We start from the raw sequence: 22909 nt of genomic DNA, 5'->3' as shown, positions 1-22909 counted from the left end.
AACCAGAAAATAATCAAGGAGTAACACCATGAGAGCAGAAAAGATGACGTATTTCGATTCGGTGATCCCGAATGCATCCGCAGCAATCAAGAGCGTACGTGACCAGGGGAAGAAGTTCGTAGGGTTCTATTGCGTTTTTGCACCCCAGGAACTGATCGTGGCAGCAGACGCCGTGCCAGTAACCCTCTGTGCAACAAAGGAAGAACCCATAGCAGACGGGGAGAAGTACCTGCCCCGGAACTTCTGCCCGCTGATCAAGTCCTCCTATGGATTTGCGATCACCGGGAAGTGTGCATTCTTTAACAATTCCGAGTTTATCATCGGCGAGACCACCTGTGACGGCAAGAAGAAGATGTTCGAGCTGATGGCAACCTTCAAGCCGACCGTTGTCCTCGAAGTACCCCAGAGTGCAAAGGGTACGGCCCAGAAACAGTACTGGCGCTCGGAAGTTGCCCGGTGCAAAAAAGAGATCGAGACGCGTCTCGGTGTCACCATCACGGATGACAAGATGAAAGCCGCGATTACGGAGCTCAACGAGCAGCGGGCACTCATGAGGGAACTTGCGCACCTCAACACGGCTATCCCCGCCCCCATCTCGGGTCTTGACCTGCTCAAGGTGATGTGGGCCCGCAACTTCACGTTCGACCGGGCTGCCTTCAACCAGCAGCTCAAAGACCTCATTGCCGAACTGAAGACCATGAAAGCGAAGGGCGAGGGGGCATCCCCAAAGACTGCACAGCGCATCATTGTCACCGGGGTCCCCACGGGTGTCGGTGCAGAGAAAGTCCTCAGGATCATCGAGGAGTCGGGTGCCGCAATCGTGTACATCGAGAACTGTTCCGGCATGAAGCCGTATCTCCATGATGTCGCAACCTCCGGTTCACCGCTCGATGCAATCGCTGACAAGTATCTTGAAACGCCCTGCTCCTGCATGAGCCCGAACACCGGCAGGCTCGAACTCCTGGCAAAGCTGGCAAAAGAGTACCACGCCGATGGTGTCGTTGATGTCACCTGGGTCGGCTGCCACACGTACAATGTCGAGTCCCGCGTGCTCAAGGACTACCTGGCCCGGCACGGGAACGTACCCCTTCTCCAGATCGAGACCGATTACTCGCAGGGGGATGTCGGCCAGATCAGGACCCGGGTCGAGGCGTTCCTCGAAATGGCAAAAAAACACTAATCCTCTTTTTTTCCGCCCGCTTCCCGGTGCTCCCATGCGAGAAGTGCAGCCCCGATTGCCCCGGCGTACGCGGCATCCTGCGGTACGATTACGGGGTGGTCCAGCTCCTGTGAGAGACGCCTGGCGATATCCCCGTTCTGCGACACGCCTCCGGTAAAAACGATCGGGGGTTCCGGGTGAAGGGACGCAACCATCGAGGCGGTGCGCCGGGCAATGGATGCATGGAGGCCGGCAATGATCGCATTCCTGTCAACGCCCTGGTTGATCAGGCTGATCACCTCCGATTCGGCAAAGACCGTGCACATCGCATTGATCCGGTGCGGCTCTGTTCCGGCGCCATGCGATCCCATGTTCTCGACGGGGATGCCAAGTGCCTGCCCCATGGTCGAGAGGAACCTGCCGGTTCCGGCTGCACACTTGTCGTTCATCACGAAGTCCTCTACCCGTCCATGAGCAGAAAGCCGGATTCCTTTTGCATCCTGGCCCCCGATATCCACCACGAACCGGCATCCCGGTACAAGGTGAAATGCACCCTTTGCATGGGTGGCGATCTCCGTAAACACCAGGGCCGGGATCTTCAGGCACCGGCGGCCGTACCCTGTTGTTGCCAGTATTGTCGGGGGACAAGGTAGCCCTGCATCCCTGCTGGCCGAAGCAAGCAGGTCAAGTGCAGCCGATTCGGGATCCCAGGATGCATCCCGCATGCTTGCGATATATGAGGACCCGTTGTAGATCACGACCTTGATCCGTGTCGAGCCTATGTCAAGGCCGGCAACTGGTCCGGCGGCGGTCGTGTCATAGGTCTGAACGGGTGACATAGTGCTCCGGTCTGCAGTTTGGAATAATTCAATCCACCGGCCTGTTTCCCCGAGGTGTTCCTTAAGGCCGGCAAGCACGAGGTTTGCCTGTTCAACCGTGCAGTTCCACGCAGCGCAGTCCCCGCTGTCGAGAGCAACCCCCCCGGCAACCGACAGGCCGAGCCCGCATTCTATGCACAGGTTATCGTTCTCCAGGAGTCCTGGCAGTTTCTCATGGATGTTCCTGCCATAGATCAGGGAGTAAAGCGGTTTTTCCTTATGCGAGAAGTAAAGGAAGGTGTCGTCATCTCCTTTGAGCGAGAAGAAACAGTATCGCCGTTCGTGGCGGTCGAATAGTGAATGGATCCGGACCGGCGGGGATCCCGGTTTCATCAGGTGCGCCCCGCAGGCTCCTTCTTCCGGAGCCGGACGCAGTAGAGGTTCGTGTCCACTTTTTGAATCTTCACGTCATATCCCGTCCGGGTAAACGGTACCTCGATTGTGTCCCGCTGGTCTCTCCTGACAATACACTCCACCGGTTCACCGGGTGAAGCGTTCTTCAGGAGCATTTTTAAGCGGATCATCAGGTTTGTACAGGTCAGATCCGAGAAGTCCGGCACGGTTTTTCCCTCCCCTTTTTTGGGATCGTCCTGGTTCTTATTCAGAAGAAGATCACCCTCTGGTGGCTTGCCTGCACTCCTTTTGGCGGGGAGAAGAGGATCTGGCCAAACTCGGTGGCACCGATATCGAGGACTGCCGTCATCTTCTTATTCTTCATGATGCCCCTCCGGTGAAGCGAGGGCTGGAACGCATAGAACTGGAGGTTGGCGCTGCCAGCGACAGCATCAATCACTTCCTGGAGGTTGAAAAACTGTGCCTCCCGGTCAACCCGGTGATCGCCGGTGAGGGCATATACTCCATCCTCGATAAAGATGACGCGGGTCAGGATGCCCTGGTATGCGCAGGCTACTGCGAACGAGAGTGCCCCGAATGCGAGTTCCGTACCGTAGGGGGCATGAGTGATGAGGATCGTGACGGGCGGTGCCCGGCCTTTATCCTGGAGGCTGAATGAACCGGTCTGCGTCTCTTTTCTGAGCTGGATCGATGCAACGTTCTCCCCGAGGATGATGTGGTTGCGCTCGAAGCGGTCAACGGTCTCGTTCAGGTTCCGGATCCGGAACGGCTTAATTGTACAGGTCGAGATGACAACCCCCTGTCCGTCGTCCCAGGTGCTGTATCCACGGGCTGCCGCACACCGGCCGCAGGCAAGTATCTGGCAGGAGAGTCCCCGTTTCGTACACCGCTCGTACAGTTCTTCGAGTCCTTTCCCGATATTTTCGAACTCAGAGGGACTCTGCCCCGCATGCCCCAGGTGGACCCCGTCAAGATATGCATAGAGCTCGACAGAGGCATGCACTTCGGTGGCAGCATTCAGGCACCGGAGGGCATAGAGGGAGGAGCGGTGCATGTAGGGGGAACTGAGCTGGATAAAGCCGATTGTGCTTGCCACCGGTTGTTCGTGCTGCCGGGCAACTTTTACCACGTCTTTCCAGAATGAGGTCTGGCCGCTGATGCTTAAGCTGTTGTGGTCGAGCACCTGGTCGGGGCTCTTCATCTTCAGCCGCTCGACCGAGATGCCCCGGAGATCCAGCTCCTGCCGGTCGCAGATGATCTTGACCGATGGCAGGGAGAGGATGATCTCCCAGATTGCAAGGGTTTCCGGGTCCTGGAGGCTGTAGAGGGCATCCCCGCTGATAAGGAACGTGAAAAGCTCATCCGGGGTTTTTTTGTGCTGGAGAAGATTCTCGGGATTCATCTTGACAAAGAAAAATTTGAGGGTCTCCTCAATCCAGGAAAGCCGTTCCTGGTTCAGCGGCTCCAGAAGAAGAAAAAAATGTGAGGTCATGACGTGGCTCTCCTTAACGTTTCATGAACCTGATTATTTATGGATTGTGTTAATTAATCCTGTTATTTTCTCTTCAGATGGATCTCCCAGATCCCGGAAGATGTTTTCCTGGTGTCGATGATATACCCCTCATCCCGGGCAAACTGCGGGATGGTTGTCGTTGCTGCCGGCGGGTGGTCGCAGGTGATGACGAGTTCGTCGGAAGGCTTCATGGCCTTTGCATGTTTCTGCACCACGAGGAGGCAGTACGGGCAGACTTTTCCGGTTATATCGAGGTTCTTCGTTGTCATGATCTCACCTTACGCAATTCCCATGCTCTTTAAGAGTGCCACTCCCCAGCCGGAGACCCACATCGTGAAGACAACCGATCCAACGCACATGCCGATGACAAAGCAGAGCGACTTGAGGTTGCCTTCCGAGGTCATGACGACCTGGCGGAGCGGGCATCCCCCGAGCAGGACTCCGATGATGCCTACAACAATTCCGCCGACAATGGCCAGGACAATGTAACCCACAACTGTAAGCCCTGCCGGCGCGCCGGGAACCGGTGTGAACCCGCTCGTCATGAGCCAGAAGAAGTGCTCGAATGCCGACGGAGTGATCAGCCAGAAGACGAGGTAGCCGATAAACGCCCCTATGATCAGGGCAATGTAGCCATAGAGGAGCCGGGTGTGTCTGAAGAGGAAGAAATCCCGGAAACCCCCGATTGAGCAGAACCCGGACCGCTGCCCGAGCCAGCCGATGAGAATCCCGAGAAGGATGGTGACGATCGGGACCGCGATGATGGCTGCGTTCTTTGCAAGCCAGCCTGCAGCTGCCATTATGCCTCACGCTCCATGAGTTTTGTTGCAACTTTTATCCCGATGAGGACGCCTCCGATGATGGCGATGATCCCGATCAAGGCAACGACATCGCCATACCCGACGCGAAGTCCCATACGGTACGGGCACCCGCCCATGAAGAGGGCGAAGATCATGAAGAGCACGCCCCCGGCTGCATACCAGAGGTACGAGACTGCGCTACTGGTCTTGGTTCTGAACTCCGCGTAGGCCTTTGCCGAGAGGAATGCTCCGATAAGAACCCCTACCACGGTTAAGACCGGCAGGATGGCGTTCTGGGATATCGGGGCTGCGGCAAGTTTGGTTCCGGCAACATCGTTCACGGCGATATTCACAACGTCTCTTGTGTGGCAGGCAACACAGAAGCCATACGCCTCCGGGCCACCCGCACTGATCAGCAGGACCTGTACGAGTGCTGCAAGGATGCCGATTGCAATCCCGACATAGAGCGGGTTTCTGGCAAGGGTGTCCAGGCACGATGAAGAATCATTCTGTTTTGGCATGGTTTCGGCCATGTTCATACATTTTAAACGAGTGTTAATAAATCTGATGAAATTTAACCGTCATATCAATTAATTATTATTAACTCACTCAATCGCGGGTGCACGCATGCATGACCGGTCACCCGCAGACAAGAGCGTAAAAGAAAAACAAAAAGGGGATGGAAAAAGAGCAGGGATTTTATCGTTGGGAATTTTCAGCCATCTTCTCGCGGACCTCATCGGTGTGGAGGACCTGGTCGAAGGCAGGGCCGGTCAGGCAGTATCCCTGACGGTCAAGCGCATAGACGGGGAACCTCATGAACTCCTCGGGGACCGGTATTGCCGTGAGTTTCTTGAAGTTGAGGAGATCCCGCATGTTGAGGCCGATCTTATCGGTGATCTCCTTGAGTTCCTTGATCCACCGCTTGAGGTCACGGACATCCGCCCCGTCCCACTTGAAGATCTGGTAGATCTTCATGTAGGCATCCCGTTCGAGAATGATATGGGTTGAGGTCTTGTCGGATTTGAGGTAGAAATCAAGGAATGTCCGGACGTCCTTGATCTGCTGGGCATGCTCGTACGCGGTTGCCCGGCATTCCTTCAATACTTCCTTGAACTCCTCGGGGGGGAGGTTCCCGCCGAGCCTGGCGATATCCTTGGAGAGATCTTTCAGGTTCTCCTCGACATCCTTGAGTTCGCTAACCATGTCCTCAAATTTCTGGTTGAGCTCCACCCCGAAAAAAGCCTCCATGTACTCGGATTGCTTCGTCATTACTCCATTATTGGGTATAGTGAACTATAATAATTTGTAAACGTACACCATTATCCCGTTGCACATCCTATTCTGTTCTGAACTATGGCTCGCCGTGTAACGATAAACCAGGATCTCTTTACCAAAGGTGGGGTCATCACCGAACGTGACCCGAACTTCTGTATTGTCCGTCTCCGGATGCCCGCCGGTATGATCACACCCGCCCAGATAAAAGAGGTCGGGGAGATCGCATCGAGATACGGGGTCGAAAAGATCCATCTCACCACCCGCCAGACCATGGAATTCCCGCATGTGGACCCATCAAAGCTCGATGGCCTCCTCGCGGAGCTGGAAGCAAACGGCACTTCCCTTGGGGCTGAACGCGAAGAGGTTGTCAACATCACCTCCTGCCTTGGGACACGGAACTGCAAGTTCGGGATCATCGATTCCGTGGGACTTGCTGAGGAGATCGATAAGAAGTTCTTTGGCAAGGAGCTGCCGGTCAAGGTACGGATTGCGATCTCGTCCTGCCCGAATGGCTGCGAGAGCGAACGGCTCAACGAGATCGGCATTACGGGCATCCAGCGTCCGATCCGTGACCCCGGGCTCTGCACGGGCTGCGGGACGTGCACCCACTACTGCCGGGAGAAGGCCATCACGGTCGAGGATGGTGTCGTCGTCCTCCAGACAAGCATGTGTATGGAGTGCGGGTTCTGCATCATGCCCTGCCCGTTCCATCTCATCAGCGGAACGCCCCCTGAGTACCGGATCACGGTCGGGGGTCACCGGGGCCGTCACCCGATACTCGGCCGGCACCTTATCGATGTGAAGTCGCAGGAGGATGTAATCCGGGTCGTAGACAAGATCATCTACTGGATTTACCGGCAGGCATCGACTGGTTTGATGCTGCCGGAACAGCTCGACGAACTGGAGTTTGACAAGTTCAAGCAAGAGATCACTGCGATGATTGGTAACTGACGGGTTGTCTGCAGCCCCCTCTCTTCCGGAAATCATTTTTTTATAACTCGTCAATTAAGGAGTATCTCCCTTCTGATTGTGAGCCTGCCCGTGGAACAGGAGCGTTTTCACGGGGAAACTGTACGGTCGGAGGGCACAATCCTTATCCCCTCCCCCGTCCCATTGCCGCGTAAGGCACCCATGGTGCCACAGGAGAAGAACATGAACATGGTCTGGGACAGGTACGTGTCCAGCGGGATCCGCGAGCTGGGATACGATGTAAAGACACGGACAATGGCTGTTGTATTTGCGGACAAAACCAAAAAATTCCATGCACCGGTGGCCTATCCGCTGTATGCTTCGATCTTCCACGCAACATTCCCCGAGCGGCTCTACAAACAGGTTGTTGAAGGGAAGATTCCGGTTGTCAGCGGTGCATAACCAATAATCTGACCTTTTTTACCCCTGTGCGGGGGTTTCTGTACGGATGTTTCCGCAGGTTTGTCTGGTTTTAAAAACCCGGCCGGGGGAAATGTGGCTGGATCCCAAGATACATCTGCCCTCTTCATTCGAAAGAACCATGTCGGACCAGAACCAATACGGTATCATGGCAGATCACCCGTCAGGTGAACCTCCGCTCATCTACCTCAACAACGCTGCAACCAGCTGGCCAAAACCACCTGAAGTTCTTGCAGAAGTTGCCCGGTGTCTTGAGACCCCTTTCTTTGAACACGGTCGTTCCACTGCCGGTGGAGCAACGGATTATCCCTCTGCTGCACGGGATGCCCTTGCCGGATTTCTCAATGCAGAAGAGCCCGATCATATCATATTCACGCAAAGTGCAACGGATTCCTTGAACATTCTCATACACGGATTTGCAAAAAACCAGAAAAAGCCGTTCCATGCAATAACAACAGAACTGGAGCATAATTCTGTCCTCCGTCCCCTGCAGACTCTCAAAGAGGAAGGGCACCTCGCACTCTCTCTGGTTCCCTTCGAGGACAATCGCGTCTCCCTGCCGGATATCAAAAAAGCTCTAGAGCCCGATACCCGCCTTGTTGTCATGACTCATGGCAGCAACGTGCTCGGCTCCTTACAACACATACGGCCGGTTGCAGAATACTGCGCATCAAACGAAATCTTCCTCATCGTTGACGGGGCACAGACTGCGGGGCAGGTTCCCATCAACCTGGCGGAAATCCCGGCAGGTGCATTCGTATTCACCGGGCACAAAGCACTTTTCGGGCTCCCCGGTACCGGGGGATTCTATATCCAGGATCCTGAAGCGGTCGCGCCCGTCAGGCAGGGAGGGACAGGTACGGATTCCCGCACCCTTGCTCATCCGCAGGATATGCCGCAGAGATTCGAAGCCGGTACTCCGAACTATCCCGGCATAGCCTCGCTCCTTGCCGGCATCCGGTACATTGAATGTGAGGGACAGGATGTCATCAGCAATAAATGCAGGAGCCTCATTTCACACATGGTCGGGAAACTGTCCGAGGATCCAAATATCATCCTCTACAATCAGAATCCCGATCTCCCGGTGATCTCCTTCAATATCCGGAACATGGATAATGATGAAGCCGGCTACATCCTGGCAAAAGCGTATGGTATTGTTACCCGTACCGGCCTTCACTGTGCCCCGCTCGTCCACCAGCGGATTGATGGCGGCAAGGGATGTGTCCGTCTTAGTTTCTCCCATCTCAATACTCCGGAAGAGTGTCGTTCTGCGGTGAAATCTGTGCGGGAGGTTGCAGAAGGTGCGAATAGTTAAATCCACCCAGACAAAAGTCTGCGTTGATGGCTCGCTTATGAAGGAATATGCTCTCGATGAACCGCTCTCTTTATCCTTCCTTACGTTTCTTGAACATTTCGGTACCGTGAAACGGTACCCGCACCTGAAACGCCCTTACTTCTCCTTTGAGCAGGAGCACTTCATTTCAGTCAAGGGTTTTTCCGGCGACACCACCATTGAGGTGCGCTTCCGAAAGGAGAACGCCGACCTGCTGGCTGACTATTTCCATCTCCTGCTCTTCTATTCCCGCGAACAGGAGCCCGGCCGTCAGAAAATGGAGGGAATCATTGAATCAATCCAGAAGAAGCTGAAGACCCGGATGCCCGGCGCCGGTGACGCTGCATGAACCCGTTAGTGTATGCATTCGATCGTTTTTCTGAAGAGTACGATCAATGGTTCGATGATAATGCCGGGGTCTATGCAACCCAGGTCGATCTTCTCCGCCGGTATATTCCAACCGGGACTTGGACTCTTGAAACCGGTGTCGGCTCCGGCAGGTTTTCATCCCGGCTTGGGATCCGACACGGCATCGACCCCTCTCTCCGGCTGCTCGCAATGGCTAAAAGCCGTGGGCTGGAAGCTGTTCTCGGTAAAGGAGAGTTCCTGCCGTACCGGGACGGGATATTTGACGGTGTCCTGATGATGACCGCCATCTGCTTCATGGATGATGTTGACCGGTCCTTTCATGAGGCCTTCCGCGTTCTTAAGGCCGGGGGGATGCTGGTTGTTGCCTTCCTGGAAAAAGACGGGGAGATTGCCCAGCGGGAAGAAGGATCCGGCGGCCGGTTTTTCCGGTATGCCCGGTTTTTTTCTGTCAATGAGGTAACTGCAGCATTGGCCGGAGCAGGTTTTTCCGGTGTTTTCGTTTTGGAAAGACTGCACAGTCTCTGTCTCATGACTGCAACAAAAGAATGAGCCTGCATAGTGGAGACCTCTTAAGGAAATACACAATTGATTGTTGAAAAAAATGTTGTACTTAATCTGTTGACTTCTGTCTGTATTTCGAGAAGGGAGTCATCTGCCGACCTTCGATTTCCGATGAATCCGAAATCTTCATCCAATGATTTGGGAAGAGAAGATTTCCACAGGAAAATTTCAAATCCGTCAAAAAAAGGTGTGATGGATTGACTGATCAGTAGTTGATCGTCCGCATTGCCCGGAGTGTGTCCGGTTCCATCTTGCGGTAGTACGACTTCGGGTGGCCGCAGGACGGACATTTCCAGTCTGCCGGAATGTTTTTGAAATCCGTGCCGGCCTTGATCGGCTGGGCCGCCATGATCTTGCCCTCATAGAGTTCCATCCGGTCCGTGTTGACCAGAATGGTGTTGTTGAATGCCTTCGTCTCTCCGACTGCCGGGTCATAGATATGACCGCACATCGTGCATACGTATTTGTCCATGATTTGTTTCGCCTCGTCTCACTCGCTTATTTTTTCATGTAGAGATGGCCGTAAACGACCTCGCCCTTCCGCTTGGGGTGGCGTTCGCCAAGGTCGCCGATATAATCGACAAACGTTGCCTTGGTACCGTCAACTTCGAGGTCGACTTCGCCAACAGGCCTGTACCCGGGCAGCATGACGTTGATCTTGCCAAAGACATAGATCTCGCCCTTGACAAGCTGGCCGCCGATACGGCGGTTTCCGTTGCCCTTGAGGATGATCTTGCCGCCCTCCATGTGGGTGCCGAGGTGGATGTCGACATCTCCCTCAATGATCATTTCGCCGCCGATCATGAAGCTGGCGACATCGGAGCCTGCGTTGCCCTTCACGCGAAGGACTCCGCCGCTCATGCCTCTCCAGTCTCCACGGTAGGCTGCGCCGAGGTAGTTCCCGGCATTGCCGTTGATGGTGAACTCGCCGCCGGCCAGTGCAAGGCCGCAGAACGAGTGGACATCGCCGTTGACGGTGAGTTTGCCGCCCTTCATCCAGCTGCCCGTGTACATGTCGCAGGCAGAGTTGATGATCATCTCTCCGGCGGTCATCTTGGCGCCGAGGTACTTCATCTTGGTGCAGTCGCCGTTGACAATGATCTTTGTGTCAGCTGCAGTTGCTCCTGCCTCACCGGCAACGGTGAAGTAGTCGCCGATGGTGGAGATCTCCTTTCCCTGGAAAGCGCCGAGTTTTGCAATCTGGTCGGCCTTCTTGCCGGCAAATGCATCAGTATTGACGTTCTCGCATTCAAGGTAGAGTTCCGGCTGCTTTTTTACTGTGAGTGTAACCGTGTTCATCTTTTTCACCTCACGCCTTGGTTGCATCCACGCCTATGATGTGCGGGTGCGGTGCATAGCTTTCGGGGACCGGGTAGTTGTTCTCATTGATGCTGTAGTAGCGGAGGAACTTCTCGCGGATGTCGTGCATGACCTGCTTGTTCTCGTTGACCTTTGCGTCCACCCAGAATGTCTTCTTGTGGCCCATGTCGACGACCTTGCCCTCTTCGACACAGATCCTGCCGTCCTTGAAGAGGTAGGCAACGTTCGCAAATGCCTTCTCTATTGACGGGCCGTCTGACGGGAACTTGTCGGGGTTGATGTTGTAGATGGCGATGTCTGCATTCATGCCGGCTGCGAGGCCGCCGTAGTCCTTCGCAAGACCAAGGCACTTGGCCGGGCCTGCACGGGTCATCTGGGCGAGCTCGTAGAGCGTGATCTCACGGTCGAGGGTAGCGAGGTTGGTTGCACTGATGACCTTGTCGGCTTTCTTGAAGGAGTGGAGCCGCTCGTCACGGCACTTCTTGGACATCAGCCAGGAGTAGACACGCGGGTAGCGGGTGAACGGTCCTGCGTTCGGGTGGTCGGTGGTGATGAAACAGCGCATCGGGTCCTTTGCATAGAGTGCAATCTCAAGACCTACCGCCCACTGGCTGGCGAAGACGGCGTTGTTCGGGTCATAGATGAAGGGGACGATACCCGCTGCGGTCTCAAGTTCAACGTCCACGTTGAACCACTTGAGGTGGTTGAGACCGTGGAGGTGGTGCTCGAACGGACCGTCGGCCGTCATCGTGGTGGTCTCGTCAAGGGTGACGTTACCGGTATCGATGGTGAGGTTCTTCTGCTTGTTGACGTAGTCCATGACTTCCTTTGCACCGGACTCGAAGTCACCCCAGTTGGTTCCCTTGTAGGAGTGGAACTGGAGGTGCGTGGAGTGCAGGACCTGCTCGCGGCCGAACTTGTTGGTTGCCTTGATTCCCTCTGCAAGCTTCAAGGAATCGATCGTGGTCTTGTAGTTGCCGGGGTTGCCGAGGTCGTTCTGGTGGAGGTGCATCGAGTGCGGGAGGCCGAGGTACTCGTTTGCCTCGATCAAGCCCTTGATGATCTCTGCCGGGGTGATCTCGAAGTACGGGACCGGGTCGTGGATGGTGAGACAGTTCAGTCCCCATGCCCATGCTTCCGTGCCACCGGGGTTGACGCACTTGATACCGTATCCCTTGGTCTGGCGGAGAATCCACGATATGTAGGCTGCGGTGTTCTCGACTTCATGGTTCTTGAGGTACTCGAGGATGAACCAGTTGTTGCCGAAGACCGGGAGTGCGGCTTCGTCAATGATGGGGGTGTCGTGGATCTCTTCGTGGACGTGGCGGGCATACAGCGGGGGCATTGCCGCTTCCATGGCAAACGTGAACCCCAGCCGGGCATACTCGTAGCCGGTCTTGAAGACGGTCGGGATTGACTTGCCGCCCTCGATCCTGGTGATGCCGGGCTTCTTGTGGGAGTCGAAATGCTTGTCCTCGGGCCGGTACCAGCGTCCTGCGTTGACCTTGGGGCCTGCTACGTGGGCGTGGACCTCGAGGGCACCTGCCATGACGGTCTTGTCCTTGGCATCGATGACCTTTGCGCCGGATCCGACCTTGTCTACAATCTTGCCGTCCTTGACGGCGATATCCTTCTTGTCTCCCTTAATACCCTGAACCGGGTCAAAGACGTGTCCGTTCTTGATGATGAATTCAGACATTTATTGTCCCCCCTTGGCAAGGAGTTCGTCAACACGGTGGTTGATCTTGGTTAAGAGTTCCTCGTCCGTAAGTACACCCTCAGGTGGATCAACGACCTTCCTGGTCTCGATCGGGACATTGTCCATACGATAGGCACAGCCCCCTACTTCAACACCGACCATGGCGACCGGGAAGTGAATGTCGGAGATCTCGGTCGTGCAGTTGATGTGTGGATCAATGCAGATGGTTGGCTTTCTTGAGCTGCTGATCATGGCATCGACCGGGAAGTGTGCACCGGGATCGGTTGCAATGTAGAAGCAGGCCTCGACTTCGTTGCGGTTGAGGAGGTCGACTGAGGTCGTCTCACCGGTCTGGTGGCGGGCCTGGTCTCTCCTTGATAAGTCAACGGCGTACGGGAACCCGTACTGCCAGCCGAGCACCTGACCGGAACCGGTAACGTTCCAGTGTCCCCGCATGGCCATGATGGCGAATTTCGTGAAGTCGTTCATGTCGCGGGTTAAGTTGATGGCGATATCGATGTTGTGGTTCCTGCCCATGGTGTGGGTGAGACCCATGCCGAAGAAGATGACGCCGAAGCGGGCCTGTTTCAAGTCCTCAACGATCTCGATGATCTTCTCTTTCGGGACACCGCCAACGGTGTCCGGAAGGGCTTCGCCGCGGGCTGCGGTCCTGAAGGCGTTTAAGAGCTCGTAGTCGAATCCCTGCTGGACCTGGATGAACTCGTCAGCGCACTTGGCAGTGTCCGTGTACCGGCAGTCAACGCAGTAGATCTTCCGGCCCTTGTGACCCTTGACGGTGAAGAAACCGCGGGGGAAGATCGAGTACCGGGACATGTGGCGGGGGTGGGCGTGAGCCGGGTTGCAGCCCCAGAAGACAACACGGTCGGCACGGTTCTTGACCTCACCGAGCGTACAGCTCGGGACACCGACATCCTCGATTGCAATGAGGGACGAGCCGTGGCAGACGGTTGCACAGTTGTCGACAATACCGCCGACCTTTTCGGCAATCTCGTGGCCGATGCTCATGGCCTGGCAGCTTGTTGATGCCCAGCCGTACATCAGGGTCTTCCGGGACTTGACGAGCATCTTTGCGGTCCAGTCGATGGCTTCATCGTAGGATACGTTCTTGTAGGTGCCGTCAGCCTGTCGCATCCGGGGGAGCTTGACCCGGCCCGGGAGCTTCTGGTGGTTGAACTTCTCGGCGCCGATGGCGCAGGCATTCTTGACTCCAAGGATGGTCTTGTTGTCATCGGAAACAGTGACGATGAGGTCATCGCACAGGGTGCCGCAGAACGGGCAGATAACATCAGTTACTTCTTTTGGCATTGCTCGTCACTTCCTTATGAGGCCGCAGGCATCCTGCAGTACCTCGACAGCGCCCATGATGCGTTCGTTTGCGGCGATCTCGATATCTACCGGGAATCCCTTGAAACACGGCTCGCCGGTTGAGAATGTATAGGCCGGGACGATCCGGTTCGCCCAGGGTCCCATGGGGATGTGGGCAAGGCCCGGGACAAGGTCTTCGCGGGTCTCGACAGCTTTTACAATAACACTGCCAACCGAGCTCGTGACCTTCACATTCGTGTTCTTCCATACCCCGAGCCGCTTCATATCGTCGGGGTGCATATGCATAATCGTGCAGGCGTCGAAATACTTCTGGGATGTCTTGCCTGCTTCCATGCCAACGCCCTGCTGGATCGTCCGGCATGTGATCATATTGAGGGTAATTTTCTTCTCTGCCATTCCATCTCCTCGCGTTTCAGGTCAGGCCTTGACCGGGATATCCGTTGAGCCTTTCCCGGAGAGACTGATCACATCATACGGGCATGCTTCGACACATACGCCGCATCCTGCACATAGTTCAGCCTTGAAATCGAGGCTGACTGCAACACCATCCTGCACCTGGTAGATCTTCTCCTTGGTGACAGGGTCGAGCGTAAAGAGCTCAAGGGCATTGACCGGGCAGGCAACAACACAGTTGTTGCATCCGGTACATCGTTCCATGTTTACATGTACTGCAAACGCCATGCACATCACACACAAATTTTTAATGAAATTTGCTTAATCCAAGAGTTGATTCAATACAATAATTAAAGATTCTGAATTTTGCCGACGGTAAAACAGAATGGGTTAATGGAGGATCGGTTTTTTTGCATCAGGTTAACATCAGGTTTCGGTTTTTACATGATCTTAACACCGGGGGGGTATTTTCATGTTTCCCGGCTCCCCGTGGTTTCATAACCTGGGAAAAATAATACCATGGCCGTACCCGGATACCCCCCGGCCGGGTTTTTGCCCCGAACGCGCACAAACCGCCCGGAAGATCGTCCTGCCGGAATAACCCCTGCGACAAATACTCTTAGAACCATGATGAGGGTTGTTCAGGAAATATGATCAGTATAGTACCGGAATAATACCGGATTGCCGGAAGTGGGGTAAATCGCTGGAATGTAATCCGGGAAAACATGGGCTGGTCATACTACCCGGATGAGAGATTCAGCATCTCTCCTGATGTTTGGGGGGGTTCCGGACCTGAAAACCCCCAGAAAATAATCTCCTCCCAAAACGCCCCGTTTGCCAATCGGAGCCCGATTTGAAAATCCTGTTTTTTGAGGGTCGCACTTTTTGGCGAATTACACGACACCATTTTTGAGATGCGGCTGCATTATCTCCCGTTTGCTCATATGGGGGTATTTCAGGCTTTAAAATCGGTCAATACAGACCCTTTTGGTTGAAATCGGAGGTGATATTCCGGAGTGGAGATCGCCCGGAGAACCGGTGGGGGGGTGATCCGGGGTTCGATCAGCATAGCCTGCTTTCACCTCACAACAACCCACGGGTTTTTGCGCACACCAATTCCCCTCCCCCGCGTCCTGTTCCTCCCCAATCCTGCACAAACCGCTCCATTTTCACTTCCCGGAATTTATTCATCCAGACCCATCTCCTCCAACCTCCTATATAGATCTGTCAAAGGGCCCCGCGACAACCCCGCGGGGTTCCAGGCAGGTTTACAGGAAAATCCGAAGAGACGGAGTCCTTCTCCGGAAATTCCGAAGGCCCTGCCGGAATCCCGCCATCACAACAAAAGAGGAGGAAACAACAATGGCAGATTTCGTACAGAAAACCGTAGTAAAGACCGCGATCCGCAAGCTCGCGGACCCGATTGCAGATGTGGCGGCGTTCAACACGATCGTCCAGTCGGTCATCACCGACAACCCGTTTGCCTGTGCAGCCTATGAGAGCGCCGGCGTGAACCATGCGCCGGTAGAGAAGACCAAGGAGAACTACGTGGTAAAAGTCTTCTACCAGGACGCTGATGTCAGGAACGTGGGGACCGACTCCTCGAAGTTCAGCACCATTGCCGGGTTCAATGCCGGCGCAACGGCACTCCTCGGAAATACCGGCCTTGCCGCCGCCCACGGGGGCACGGCTGTCCGCGACACCGACAACGAGACCTACTCGGCAACCCTGAAGTGCCGCGATGCAAACGGAGAGCTGTACTTTGTCACGTTCGGCCGCACCACCATGAGCATCACCTCGTACTCGGACGATGCGATCCGGACACGGATCGAGACCTGGGCCGACACGGTCGCAGCTCTTGCCTGAACAACAGAACCCGATCTCTGACGCTCTCGGGATCCCGCCCCGCCGCGGACATATCCCCGGTTGCGATGACAACGTATTACCGGTAAACCGTATCACGCCTCATCGCAAACGCCCCCCGCCCCCAAAGGGGGCAGGGCTGGCGTAAGGGGGGCGATTCCAGATCGTCGGATTTCAGCAGAAAAGATGGGAGGAGGAACTCCTTCGTCCCTCTATCAGGAGGTACATATCATGGAAACCGAGACATTAGGTATTGTCCTTGCGGCTGTCCTTCCCCTCTACCCGGTCCTGTTCGCCATCCACCAGAGGATCGGCCGGTACGACGAGGTAGTGGAGGAGTTCAAACGGCTCAGGGACGAGCACGAACATATCATGGAGGTATCCCATGGGATCTGAACTGCAACCGGTTGCGACCGTGACCGGTTTGTACCGGGGCACGTTTTCCGGTCTCGAACCGCTCACCAAAGACACCCCGCTCACGCAGGACGAGGTCCGGCGCAGCCCGGTCTTCTACGAGCTTGATCTCAATGAGCAACAGGAAGATTTCGACCTGATCATCGATGTGATCTACGACAACCTCTCTCCCCTCCGGCTTTCGGACCTTGAACGGGGCACGGACCTTCCCCGGGGTATCCGGTTCTGGCCGGACTGGTTCGAGATCCCGCACTACCGGGAGATGCGGGACCGTGACGGGAGGCGGGTGTATCCCCGCTCACCGGGTATCCACACCGTCCGGATCCGGACTGCCCGGAGGAGACCCGGAATGGTCCGGGATTTCAGTATCAGAAACGGCGGGTACACAAGCCCGGTCTTCGAGCTCACCATCACGGTGGATGGATGCGATGTTTGAAGACATTGTGCAGACACGGGCCGCCATCTGCGGCTCCGGGATCCTGCTCGCCCTCATTTTTCTCTTTGCGCACCTTCCGGTAATCCTGCTGGCCGTGCCGGTTGCGATCCTCTTTCTTGGCATTGTGGCCGACCCTGAGGAGACACACGCGGTCTGGTACGGCATGCTCTCCACGCTCGGCATCTTCGATCTCTCCGGGCTTACGGATGCCGAACGGCAGAACTTCGCGGTGAAGCGGCATTACTTCTGGTTCGGCGAGGTCGGCATGGCCGCGGTACTGGCCGGGGTGTTTGCGGTCCCGGCCGGGATCTTTCTTATGAGCCGGGCGGAGATCACGCTCGCGTTTCTGGGTGCAGCGGTGGTGTTCCTTCCGCTGTTCGTATTCCTGCCGAAACTGATACGGAAGGCAATGAAGGCCGATGCAGAGATGGTGATCGAAGCGTTCGGGAAGAACGAGCAGGTCAGGAAGGTATTCTGGGCTCTCTTTGCGGCAATGGCCGGCCTCGTGCTGGCCCGGGTCGTGGACCCGGTGACGGCGCAGCAGGTTGTCAGGATGATTGCGGGTATCGGGGTGTAAACAAGGGTGTGTTATAGCATTCCCGTGAAATTTTTTTCTCGTTACATTATTCAGATCAACCGGTGGCATACATGACACGTATTCACAATTAAAAAATACCGGGGAGGTAACAACCGTGCCCATCAAAAAGAATTTTTGTTAAATAAAATTAATAAACTTTTTTTTATTATTCAGTAATATTATTTAATTTGTCTTCCCATACGGATTGAGAATGTCTGGTGTGGATTATTATGAATGATATCGATTGGACCCTGACAGGATTGGAACATTTTCAAAAATGCCAGTATCAAAAGGCAATATCTGCATGTAGAAATGGAATAGTAATTGATCCTCAGAATGAAATTGCCTGGCTCATCATTGGTGATTCTCTTTACAACCTTCACCGGTACCAGGAAGCAATAGACGCCTATGATAATGTATTGCAACTCACCCCGAAAAACGAAAACGCCTGGCTCAATATAGGAAACTCATATTATAACCTTGGGCAACTATCAGATGCTCTTGAGAATGTCAATAAAGCCTTATCCATCAACCCGGTTTTATCACAAGCCTGGCTGAGTAAAGGAAAGATTCTCCGGGATCTTAACCAGTTTGAAGGAGCAATCGGATGCTATGACCGGGCTCTCGAAACAGATCCTGCAATAAAAGGAATTAACAGGATGGATTGTATCCTCTCAATTGGTACATATAAAAAAATTCATCTCTCAAATTTATAATCTCACAGACAAGGATTTCAATCTCATTTTAAAAAAGAACGCTGTGTTATTTCTTCTGAACAGGTTATGATGGCGGGGAGTCACCCGGATGCTGGTCGCTGGTCAGGGTTACCGCGGGAGTGCCTGTCGGCGCTGTCGGCGTTTCACTCACCTGCTTTATGAGGGTGTCGTTGGGTCGTTCGTCGTGCTGGGTGTTGTGGATGGCGACAAACCGGGACATCCGGTTACGAGAACCATACCAATGGAAATCTTTGCACGAAATGGTATGATGGTTTAATAACCCCATAAACAGCGAAATATCTAAAAAAGTGAAATAGCAATAAATTTCCCGCTGGACAGATCATCTCTGATGTTTTTTTCTGAATATTTTATTCATATCGGATTCAAGGATTTCTCCTGGCAGGTTTTTTCTGACAGAGGAAGGGCTATTCAAGAGAGTGCTGATATCAATTGATTTCCTGGGTCCGCGGAGCTTTCTTGGTCTGGCAGGTGCCGGCGTTGTCTCTCCCGGTACAGATTTGCATGAAGGGCCGGGTTTCCATTGGTTTTTCGTAGGTACCGATTCTTCGTTTTCCCTGGTTTTACTTTCAAGATCTTCCATGAACTGCGAGAAAATCCTGTTTACTTCCGTGTGGATCTTCAATTCCAGTGAGCGGTAATCTTCATCGGTGATGGTGGGCATGGAATTACACCTATTTTTTGTAGCAATATAAGTTTTTCCATCTGGTATACCAACTGATATATACCGTAACCGATGAAACAATCCGTAACAATGATTGACCCCATCACCGCGGCACAGGTCCTGGATGATGCAATCCGGATCCAGGTCTGCCAGAAGAGATCCCTGGAAGTGGATTTTCTCCCAAATATGGTCCGGGTCCATTTGCCGCCAAAGAGGGTTTTGGCCGAGTCCTGTTTAGTGCCAATGTCGAAAATGACTGCCATCCTCTCCGAAATGGAGCAAAACCAGCTGATCGGTACCGAACAACGCGGGGGGATGTGGACTACCCCGCTTGGAAACCGGATCATAGCCGGTTGTCTTGCCCGGAAATACCGGAAAGAAGCAAAAGCCCTACTCGGGCCCGTAGTGTTTCAGACACTCGTTCAGCATCTTGTAAAATCTGTTTTACCAGAACAGAAAAAAGGAAAAACCGCTCCGCACATTCAGATATAATTCCAGACACTCCGGACCCTCTCCAGGCGGGTTGTCACCTCCTGCTGCATCTCGTTCCGGATACTGTCAAGAATCTTTGTCCATGGCAGTGTCAGGGTCCAGATCTTCACGGGGCGTCCCTTCTTTTCTGACACGATCTCACGACTCTTAACCCATCCCCGTTTTGCCAGGTACTTTAAGGCAATGCTGACCTCCGGCTGGCGAAGACCGGTTCCGTATTCAATATCATGGGAGCAAGCGCGTGTCCGTTCCGAAAAATACACAAGTATCCTTGCACCGTTTCTCGGTATCCCGATTTTGGTTAAGAGCTGGATGATCTCCTCTTCGTTTTTTGTAAAGATCTGAATGGTTTTCTCGATCAACATATCACATCCGTTTCCGGGCCTTAGTCATACGGTTATTATTATACCCCAAAATGCATTTTCTCCATTGGGGAAAACCCGGCCGTATTACAAGGAATGAAATTATCTTTAATATAAAATAAATATATCGTATGAATGTGTATTTATGCTCAATTTTCATCGAAAAAATATATTGCATGTAACCGTGAGGTTACACGAATTAACCCATTCTATCACTTGAATATATAATAAAAAAATATCGTATAAATTTTAATCACAGGCCGTGCGATTCCAGCCCGCGAAGGGTAAGACCGCCCGTGCTGTGGGAGGAATAAACGATGATGAATGAAGGAGAAGCACCTGCATTTCCGATGATATCGTACACGCGTATGGGACTGCGGTCCCCGACAGATTCCGGCTGAGAATTTGGCCGCTGCCAGACCTCCGGACCCGTGTCCTGTACTATCGTCACCGGGGCTTGCGTTTCTCCCGCGTACAGATGGAAGAACACACAGCCATACCCGTGAGGTGGTAGCATGGAATCCAATCTTCAGCAGGAACAGAAAAGAGAACAAAAGACTCGCCCGCGCCTTGTGCAGAGGCGAACCGGGCTCCGCGGCCTCTCGATTGGTGCCGCTCCCGTACCGGTCCGCACTCTCCGGAAACATACCCTGGATGATCTGAACGAGCGCGATCCCGAGATCCCGTACGTGAAAGCCGAGGCAGCCTGCCGCGATCTTGTCTGTTCCTTAATGGAGCGGCAGGACCGGATGAACGAGGTACTCCTGCAGAGAATCATCGATCTCCAGTACCGCATGGATGATCTTGAAGGGGATTTTTCGGATCTGAAGGAAGAAAACCCTCCCACTTCCGTGGAGGTTTCGGCATGAGCGCCTTCATTGCAGGGGATTGTTGCATCCCGTCTGTTCCTGCGCCTCCCGGGAACAAGGTGGAACACCTGTCCGGCCGGATCAGGAAAAAGATCGTGGGTTTTGAACGGACCATTGCCGGCTTCCGGCAGCGGAGGTTGTCGTGACGGACCGTATCTATTCGAATGATGAGAGGGAAGTCCCGCTCTTCCTTCTCCCGCACGTGATTGCCCGGCAGATCAAAAAGACCGGCGATCGGATCTATCGCATCAGCGTAAAACGGACGCACTGGCACCACTACAATGTCTCGGTCCGGACCAAATCCCTGCCTCAGGAACTCCTCCCGGGCAGGTGTAGTGTCCTCTCCCCAGGCATACCGGGTCCCGGAAGCCGCGGGACCGTGACCAGTGCTGAAGGGGGCTCTTCTTCATGACACACGGACGCCCGCCCAACCAGGCTATCGGGGAGGCGCTTGCGATTGCGGGAAGGCAGGGCCGGGTGTGTAAAAACACCCGAGGTCGCGGGCTCCTGTACGACTTCACCCTCCACCTTTCTCTCATCACCATCTGCGTGCAGGTCAAGCGGATCCGGCCCACTCACGGTGATATGGACCTGATCCTTTCCGCCTGCCGTCGCGAGATTGTGCGGATCCGCCGGGTCCCGGAAACGGCCGTTTTCATCCGGGAGCTCTGGGTCCGGTCTTCGGCCGGGAACTGGCAGTACTTCCTCGTGCTTGACGACCGCGTGGTGGAGATAGCACAAGAAGCCATACCGGAGAGATCTGCGCGCAACCGGCATATCGGGGAGGATGCGCCCGGACCGGACCGTTCGTCAGTACAAGGGGAATCATCAGGCCCGGAAGCGCAGTACTTCTGCCCGTTTATGGGCCTGCCGAAGTGACTCCCATCCATCCCCTTTTTTTGGAGTCGTATGGACCTGCAAATCCCCTGCAAATAAAATCCTCTTAAAATGCCCCGTTTTCCAATCGGAGCCCGATCTGAAGATCCGGATTTTTGAGGGTCGCACATTTTGGCGAATTACACAACACCATTTTTGAGATGAGGTTGCATTGTCCCCCGTTTGCTCATCCAGGGGTTTTTAAGGCTTTAAAACCGGTCAATACAGACCCTTTTGGTTGAAAACGGAGGTGATATTCCGGAGTGGAGCTCGCCCGGAGAACCGGTGGGGGGTTGATCCGGGGGTCCGGTATAGCGGGGAGGGGAGATTCAGATCCGGCCCGACCGGTCAAATCCTCCCATGTAATTACAGCCCACTACCCAGCGTCATTACGGATCAAATCGGTGAATGCCCGGCGCTCTCCGGCCACCCGGCTCCGGATCCCGGGGCAGGATCAGGCTCGTACCGTTATTGGCTCTGCCGGGGTGGGATCGACCATGATGCCGCTATCGTTCTCAATCCTGATCTCGGACTGGCAGACCATGGCGCCCATGCAGGCCCCTGTGGCCAGGAGAGCAAAGGGTATCAGGCAGTACTCCGGCCAGACAACGATTTCCTGGAGGGCGAGAAACGCCACGAGAACGGAGCCATGCTGGAGGTGGAACCGGCGGATCCGCATGTCACTGGTGTTGCATGGGCGTATCGTTCCATGGATGCCGGTTTTTGTGAAAGGATAGAGGAACTGGATTCCTTTTCGTACGCAGATATCTCCGGCAAGGTGGAAGACCATTCCCATCAGGAGCCCGCAGAGGAAATCCATTGCAACAGAACGCGGAATAATGTCCCCGCAAAGGATGCATACCGCACCGACAATCCCTGCAAGGACTCCCCAGTAGAACAGGGCCCCGTGGAGCGAATGGGTCAGTCGTTTGTCATCCGGTGCGATCCGGATCTTCCACACTGCAAGGTAAATCCTGCACAGAAACGGCGCACATACCCATCTCCCTACCTGGATGAGATACCATGCTATGGTCAGGGGACGGGTTTTTTTCGGCCGTTTCATGTGGATATCCGGCAGGACTGCCCCGAGGCCGACTCCTGTCAGTATCACAAGTACCCGGGCAGGATCAAATCCCACGACTGCGCTGGAGATGATGAGGCCGCAGATCAGGGCAAGCCCGAGATGGTGGCGTGTGATCATACCTGCAGTTTTTTTAACCGTGCCGGAT

33 protein-coding genes are annotated in these 22909 nt (G+C 54.4%); 16 read left to right on the top strand and 17 right to left on the bottom strand.

The window, feature by feature from the left end; all coding sequences use genetic code 11:
• Window positions 1-28: 28 nt before the first annotated feature.
• The gene (locus tag WC598_RS14320; protein ID WP_372962190.1) at window positions 29-1180 is read left to right on the top strand and encodes a double-cubane-cluster-containing anaerobic reductase; all 1152 of its coding nucleotides are present in this window, start codon (window positions 29-31) and stop codon (window positions 1178-1180) included.
• Here the strand turns inward: WC598_RS14320 and WC598_RS14315 are convergent.
• The 7 genes from WC598_RS14315 to WC598_RS14285 all read right to left on the bottom strand — a co-directional run bounded on the left by WC598_RS14315 (window position 1177) and on the right by WC598_RS14285 (window position 5976).
• Window positions 1177-2370: an acyl-CoA dehydratase activase gene (locus WC598_RS14315; RefSeq protein WP_372962189.1), complete on the bottom strand. Its 1194-nt coding sequence runs from the start codon at window positions 2368-2370 to the stop codon at window positions 1177-1179. The two genes, WC598_RS14320 and WC598_RS14315, sit on opposite strands and share 4 nt — an antisense overlap.
• Window positions 2370-2597 (bottom strand): hypothetical protein, encoded by a 228-nt coding sequence (locus WC598_RS14310; protein ID WP_372962188.1) that lies wholly within the window; start codon window positions 2595-2597, stop codon window positions 2370-2372. Before WC598_RS14310 ends, WC598_RS14315 begins: the two co-directional genes overlap by 1 nt.
• Window positions 2598-2638: 41 nt before the next feature.
• Window positions 2639-3883: a DsrE family protein gene (locus tag WC598_RS14305; RefSeq protein ID WP_372962187.1), complete on the bottom strand. Its 1245-nt coding sequence runs from the start codon at window positions 3881-3883 to the stop codon at window positions 2639-2641.
• Between the two features lie 62 nt (window positions 3884-3945).
• Window positions 3946-4173, bottom strand: coding sequence for a sulfurtransferase TusA family protein (locus WC598_RS14300; protein WP_372962186.1), 228 nt, complete (start codon window positions 4171-4173; stop codon window positions 3946-3948).
• A 9-nt stretch (window positions 4174-4182) separates the two neighbouring features.
• On the bottom strand, window positions 4183-4704 hold the full coding sequence (locus WC598_RS14295; RefSeq protein ID WP_372962185.1) for a YeeE/YedE thiosulfate transporter family protein: 522 nt from the start codon (window positions 4702-4704) through the stop codon (window positions 4183-4185).
• A complete protein-coding gene (locus WC598_RS14290; protein ID WP_372962184.1) occupies window positions 4704-5237 on the bottom strand; it encodes a YeeE/YedE thiosulfate transporter family protein in 534 nt (177 codons plus the stop codon). Before WC598_RS14290 ends, WC598_RS14295 begins: the two co-directional genes overlap by 1 nt.
• Before the next feature lie 166 nt (window positions 5238-5403).
• A complete protein-coding gene (locus tag WC598_RS14285) occupies window positions 5404-5976 on the bottom strand; it encodes a hypothetical protein (RefSeq protein WP_372962183.1) in 573 nt (190 codons plus the stop codon).
• Between the two features lie 84 nt (window positions 5977-6060).
• Between WC598_RS14285 and WC598_RS14280 the strand changes: the two genes are divergently transcribed.
• From WC598_RS14280 to WC598_RS14260, 5 genes are all read left to right on the top strand, one after another.
• A complete protein-coding gene (locus tag WC598_RS14280; RefSeq protein ID WP_372962182.1) occupies window positions 6061-6933 on the top strand; it encodes a 4Fe-4S dicluster domain-containing protein in 873 nt (290 codons plus the stop codon).
• Window positions 6934-7095: 162 nt separating this feature from the next.
• Complete coding sequence (locus tag WC598_RS14275; protein WP_372962181.1) at window positions 7096-7353, top strand: hypothetical protein; 258 nt, start codon at window positions 7096-7098, stop codon at window positions 7351-7353.
• A 139-nt stretch (window positions 7354-7492) separates the two neighbouring features.
• Window positions 7493-8686, top strand: coding sequence for an aminotransferase class V-fold PLP-dependent enzyme (locus WC598_RS14270; RefSeq protein ID WP_372962180.1), 1194 nt, complete (start codon window positions 7493-7495; stop codon window positions 8684-8686).
• Window positions 8673-9053, top strand: a complete 381-nt coding sequence (locus WC598_RS14265) for a hypothetical protein (protein ID WP_372962179.1) — start codon at window positions 8673-8675, stop codon at window positions 9051-9053. The genes WC598_RS14270 and WC598_RS14265 overlap by 14 nt, the downstream gene beginning before the upstream one ends.
• A complete protein-coding gene (locus WC598_RS14260) occupies window positions 9050-9622 on the top strand; it encodes a class I SAM-dependent methyltransferase (RefSeq protein WP_372962178.1) in 573 nt (190 codons plus the stop codon). The genes WC598_RS14265 and WC598_RS14260 overlap by 4 nt, the downstream gene beginning before the upstream one ends.
• Window positions 9623-9839: 217 nt before the next feature.
• Here WC598_RS14260 and WC598_RS14255 read toward each other — a convergent pair whose 3' ends face one another.
• From WC598_RS14255 to WC598_RS14230, 6 genes are read right to left on the bottom strand one after another with little or no spacing between them, the layout of a single operon-like run.
• Window positions 9840-10106, bottom strand: a complete 267-nt coding sequence (locus tag WC598_RS14255; protein ID WP_372962177.1) for a rubredoxin — start codon at window positions 10104-10106, stop codon at window positions 9840-9842.
• A 26-nt stretch (window positions 10107-10132) separates the two neighbouring features.
• Window positions 10133-10933, bottom strand: coding sequence for a formylmethanofuran dehydrogenase subunit C (locus WC598_RS14250; protein ID WP_372962176.1), 801 nt, complete (start codon window positions 10931-10933; stop codon window positions 10133-10135).
• 10 nt (window positions 10934-10943) lie between these two features.
• Complete coding sequence (locus WC598_RS14245; protein WP_372962175.1) at window positions 10944-12653, bottom strand: formylmethanofuran dehydrogenase subunit A; 1710 nt, start codon at window positions 12651-12653, stop codon at window positions 10944-10946.
• On the bottom strand, window positions 12654-13979 hold the full coding sequence (locus tag WC598_RS14240; protein WP_372962174.1) for a formylmethanofuran dehydrogenase subunit B: 1326 nt from the start codon (window positions 13977-13979) through the stop codon (window positions 12654-12656).
• Window positions 13980-13985: 6 nt separating this feature from the next.
• A complete protein-coding gene (locus tag WC598_RS14235) occupies window positions 13986-14396 on the bottom strand; it encodes a molybdopterin dinucleotide binding domain-containing protein (RefSeq protein WP_372962173.1) in 411 nt (136 codons plus the stop codon).
• Window positions 14397-14417: 21 nt separating this feature from the next.
• Window positions 14418-14681 (bottom strand): 4Fe-4S binding protein, encoded by a 264-nt coding sequence (locus WC598_RS14230; protein ID WP_372962172.1) that lies wholly within the window; start codon window positions 14679-14681, stop codon window positions 14418-14420.
• Between the two features lie 1074 nt (window positions 14682-15755).
• Between WC598_RS14230 and WC598_RS14225 the strand changes: the two genes are divergently transcribed.
• From WC598_RS14225 to WC598_RS14205, 5 genes are all read left to right on the top strand, one after another.
• A complete protein-coding gene (locus WC598_RS14225; protein ID WP_372962171.1) occupies window positions 15756-16259 on the top strand; it encodes a hypothetical protein in 504 nt (167 codons plus the stop codon).
• Between the two features lie 228 nt (window positions 16260-16487).
• The gene (locus tag WC598_RS14220) at window positions 16488-16652 is read left to right on the top strand and encodes a hypothetical protein (protein WP_372962170.1); all 165 of its coding nucleotides are present in this window, start codon (window positions 16488-16490) and stop codon (window positions 16650-16652) included.
• Complete coding sequence (locus WC598_RS14215; RefSeq protein WP_372962169.1) at window positions 16642-17106, top strand: hypothetical protein; 465 nt, start codon at window positions 16642-16644, stop codon at window positions 17104-17106. The genes WC598_RS14220 and WC598_RS14215 overlap by 11 nt, the downstream gene beginning before the upstream one ends.
• A complete protein-coding gene (locus tag WC598_RS14210) occupies window positions 17099-17683 on the top strand; it encodes a hypothetical protein (RefSeq protein ID WP_372962168.1) in 585 nt (194 codons plus the stop codon). The genes WC598_RS14215 and WC598_RS14210 overlap by 8 nt, the downstream gene beginning before the upstream one ends.
• A gap of 230 nt (window positions 17684-17913) precedes the next feature.
• Window positions 17914-18399 (top strand): tetratricopeptide repeat protein, encoded by a 486-nt coding sequence (locus WC598_RS14205; protein WP_372962167.1) that lies wholly within the window; start codon window positions 17914-17916, stop codon window positions 18397-18399.
• 340 nt (window positions 18400-18739) lie between these two features.
• On the opposite strand, the gene WC598_RS14200 is transcribed toward WC598_RS14205, so the two are convergent.
• Window positions 18740-19081, bottom strand: a complete 342-nt coding sequence (locus tag WC598_RS14200) for a hypothetical protein (protein ID WP_372962166.1) — start codon at window positions 19079-19081, stop codon at window positions 18740-18742.
• 90 nt (window positions 19082-19171) lie between these two features.
• Between WC598_RS14200 and WC598_RS14195 the strand changes: the two genes are divergently transcribed.
• Entirely contained in the window at window positions 19172-19573 is a 402-nt protein-coding gene (locus WC598_RS14195) for a hypothetical protein (protein WP_372962165.1), read from the top strand.
• Here WC598_RS14195 and WC598_RS14190 read toward each other — a convergent pair.
• Together WC598_RS14190 and WC598_RS14185 are read right to left on the bottom strand one after the other, a co-directional pair.
• Entirely contained in the window at window positions 19564-19938 is a 375-nt protein-coding gene (locus WC598_RS14190; protein WP_372962164.1) for an ArsR family transcriptional regulator, read from the bottom strand. The genes WC598_RS14195 and WC598_RS14190 overlap by 10 nt on opposite strands.
• Before the next feature lie 250 nt (window positions 19939-20188).
• Window positions 20189-20452, bottom strand: a complete 264-nt coding sequence (locus WC598_RS14185) for a hypothetical protein (RefSeq protein ID WP_372962163.1) — start codon at window positions 20450-20452, stop codon at window positions 20189-20191.
• Here WC598_RS14185 and WC598_RS14180 point away from each other — a divergent pair.
• The 4 genes from WC598_RS14180 to WC598_RS14165 are packed head-to-tail and all read left to right on the top strand — an operon-like array spanning window position 20451 to window position 21683.
• Window positions 20451-20804: a hypothetical protein gene (locus tag WC598_RS14180; RefSeq protein ID WP_372962162.1), complete on the top strand. Its 354-nt coding sequence runs from the start codon at window positions 20451-20453 to the stop codon at window positions 20802-20804. The genes WC598_RS14185 and WC598_RS14180 overlap by 2 nt on opposite strands.
• Window positions 20801-20950 (top strand): hypothetical protein, encoded by a 150-nt coding sequence (locus WC598_RS14175; protein WP_372962161.1) that lies wholly within the window; start codon window positions 20801-20803, stop codon window positions 20948-20950. Before WC598_RS14180 ends, WC598_RS14175 begins: the two co-directional genes overlap by 4 nt.
• The gene (locus WC598_RS14170) at window positions 20947-21216 is read left to right on the top strand and encodes a hypothetical protein (RefSeq protein WP_372962160.1); all 270 of its coding nucleotides are present in this window, start codon (window positions 20947-20949) and stop codon (window positions 21214-21216) included. The genes WC598_RS14175 and WC598_RS14170 overlap by 4 nt, the downstream gene beginning before the upstream one ends.
• Complete coding sequence (locus WC598_RS14165; RefSeq protein WP_372962159.1) at window positions 21213-21683, top strand: hypothetical protein; 471 nt, start codon at window positions 21213-21215, stop codon at window positions 21681-21683. Before WC598_RS14170 ends, WC598_RS14165 begins: the two co-directional genes overlap by 4 nt.
• A gap of 451 nt (window positions 21684-22134) precedes the next feature.
• Here the strand turns inward: WC598_RS14165 and WC598_RS14160 are convergent, their stop codons facing one another.
• Window positions 22135-22881 (bottom strand): metal-dependent hydrolase, encoded by a 747-nt coding sequence (locus WC598_RS14160; protein WP_372962158.1) that lies wholly within the window; start codon window positions 22879-22881, stop codon window positions 22135-22137.
• Between the last annotated feature and the right edge of the window lie 28 nt (window positions 22882-22909).

Origin of the sequence: Methanoregula sp., from assembly GCF_041645475.1 — an archaeon.
Lineage (GTDB): Archaea > Halobacteriota > Methanomicrobia > Methanomicrobiales > Methanospirillaceae > Methanoregula.
Note: the sequence above shows the minus strand (reverse complement) of the source record. Positions and strands in the feature narration are given on the sequence as shown.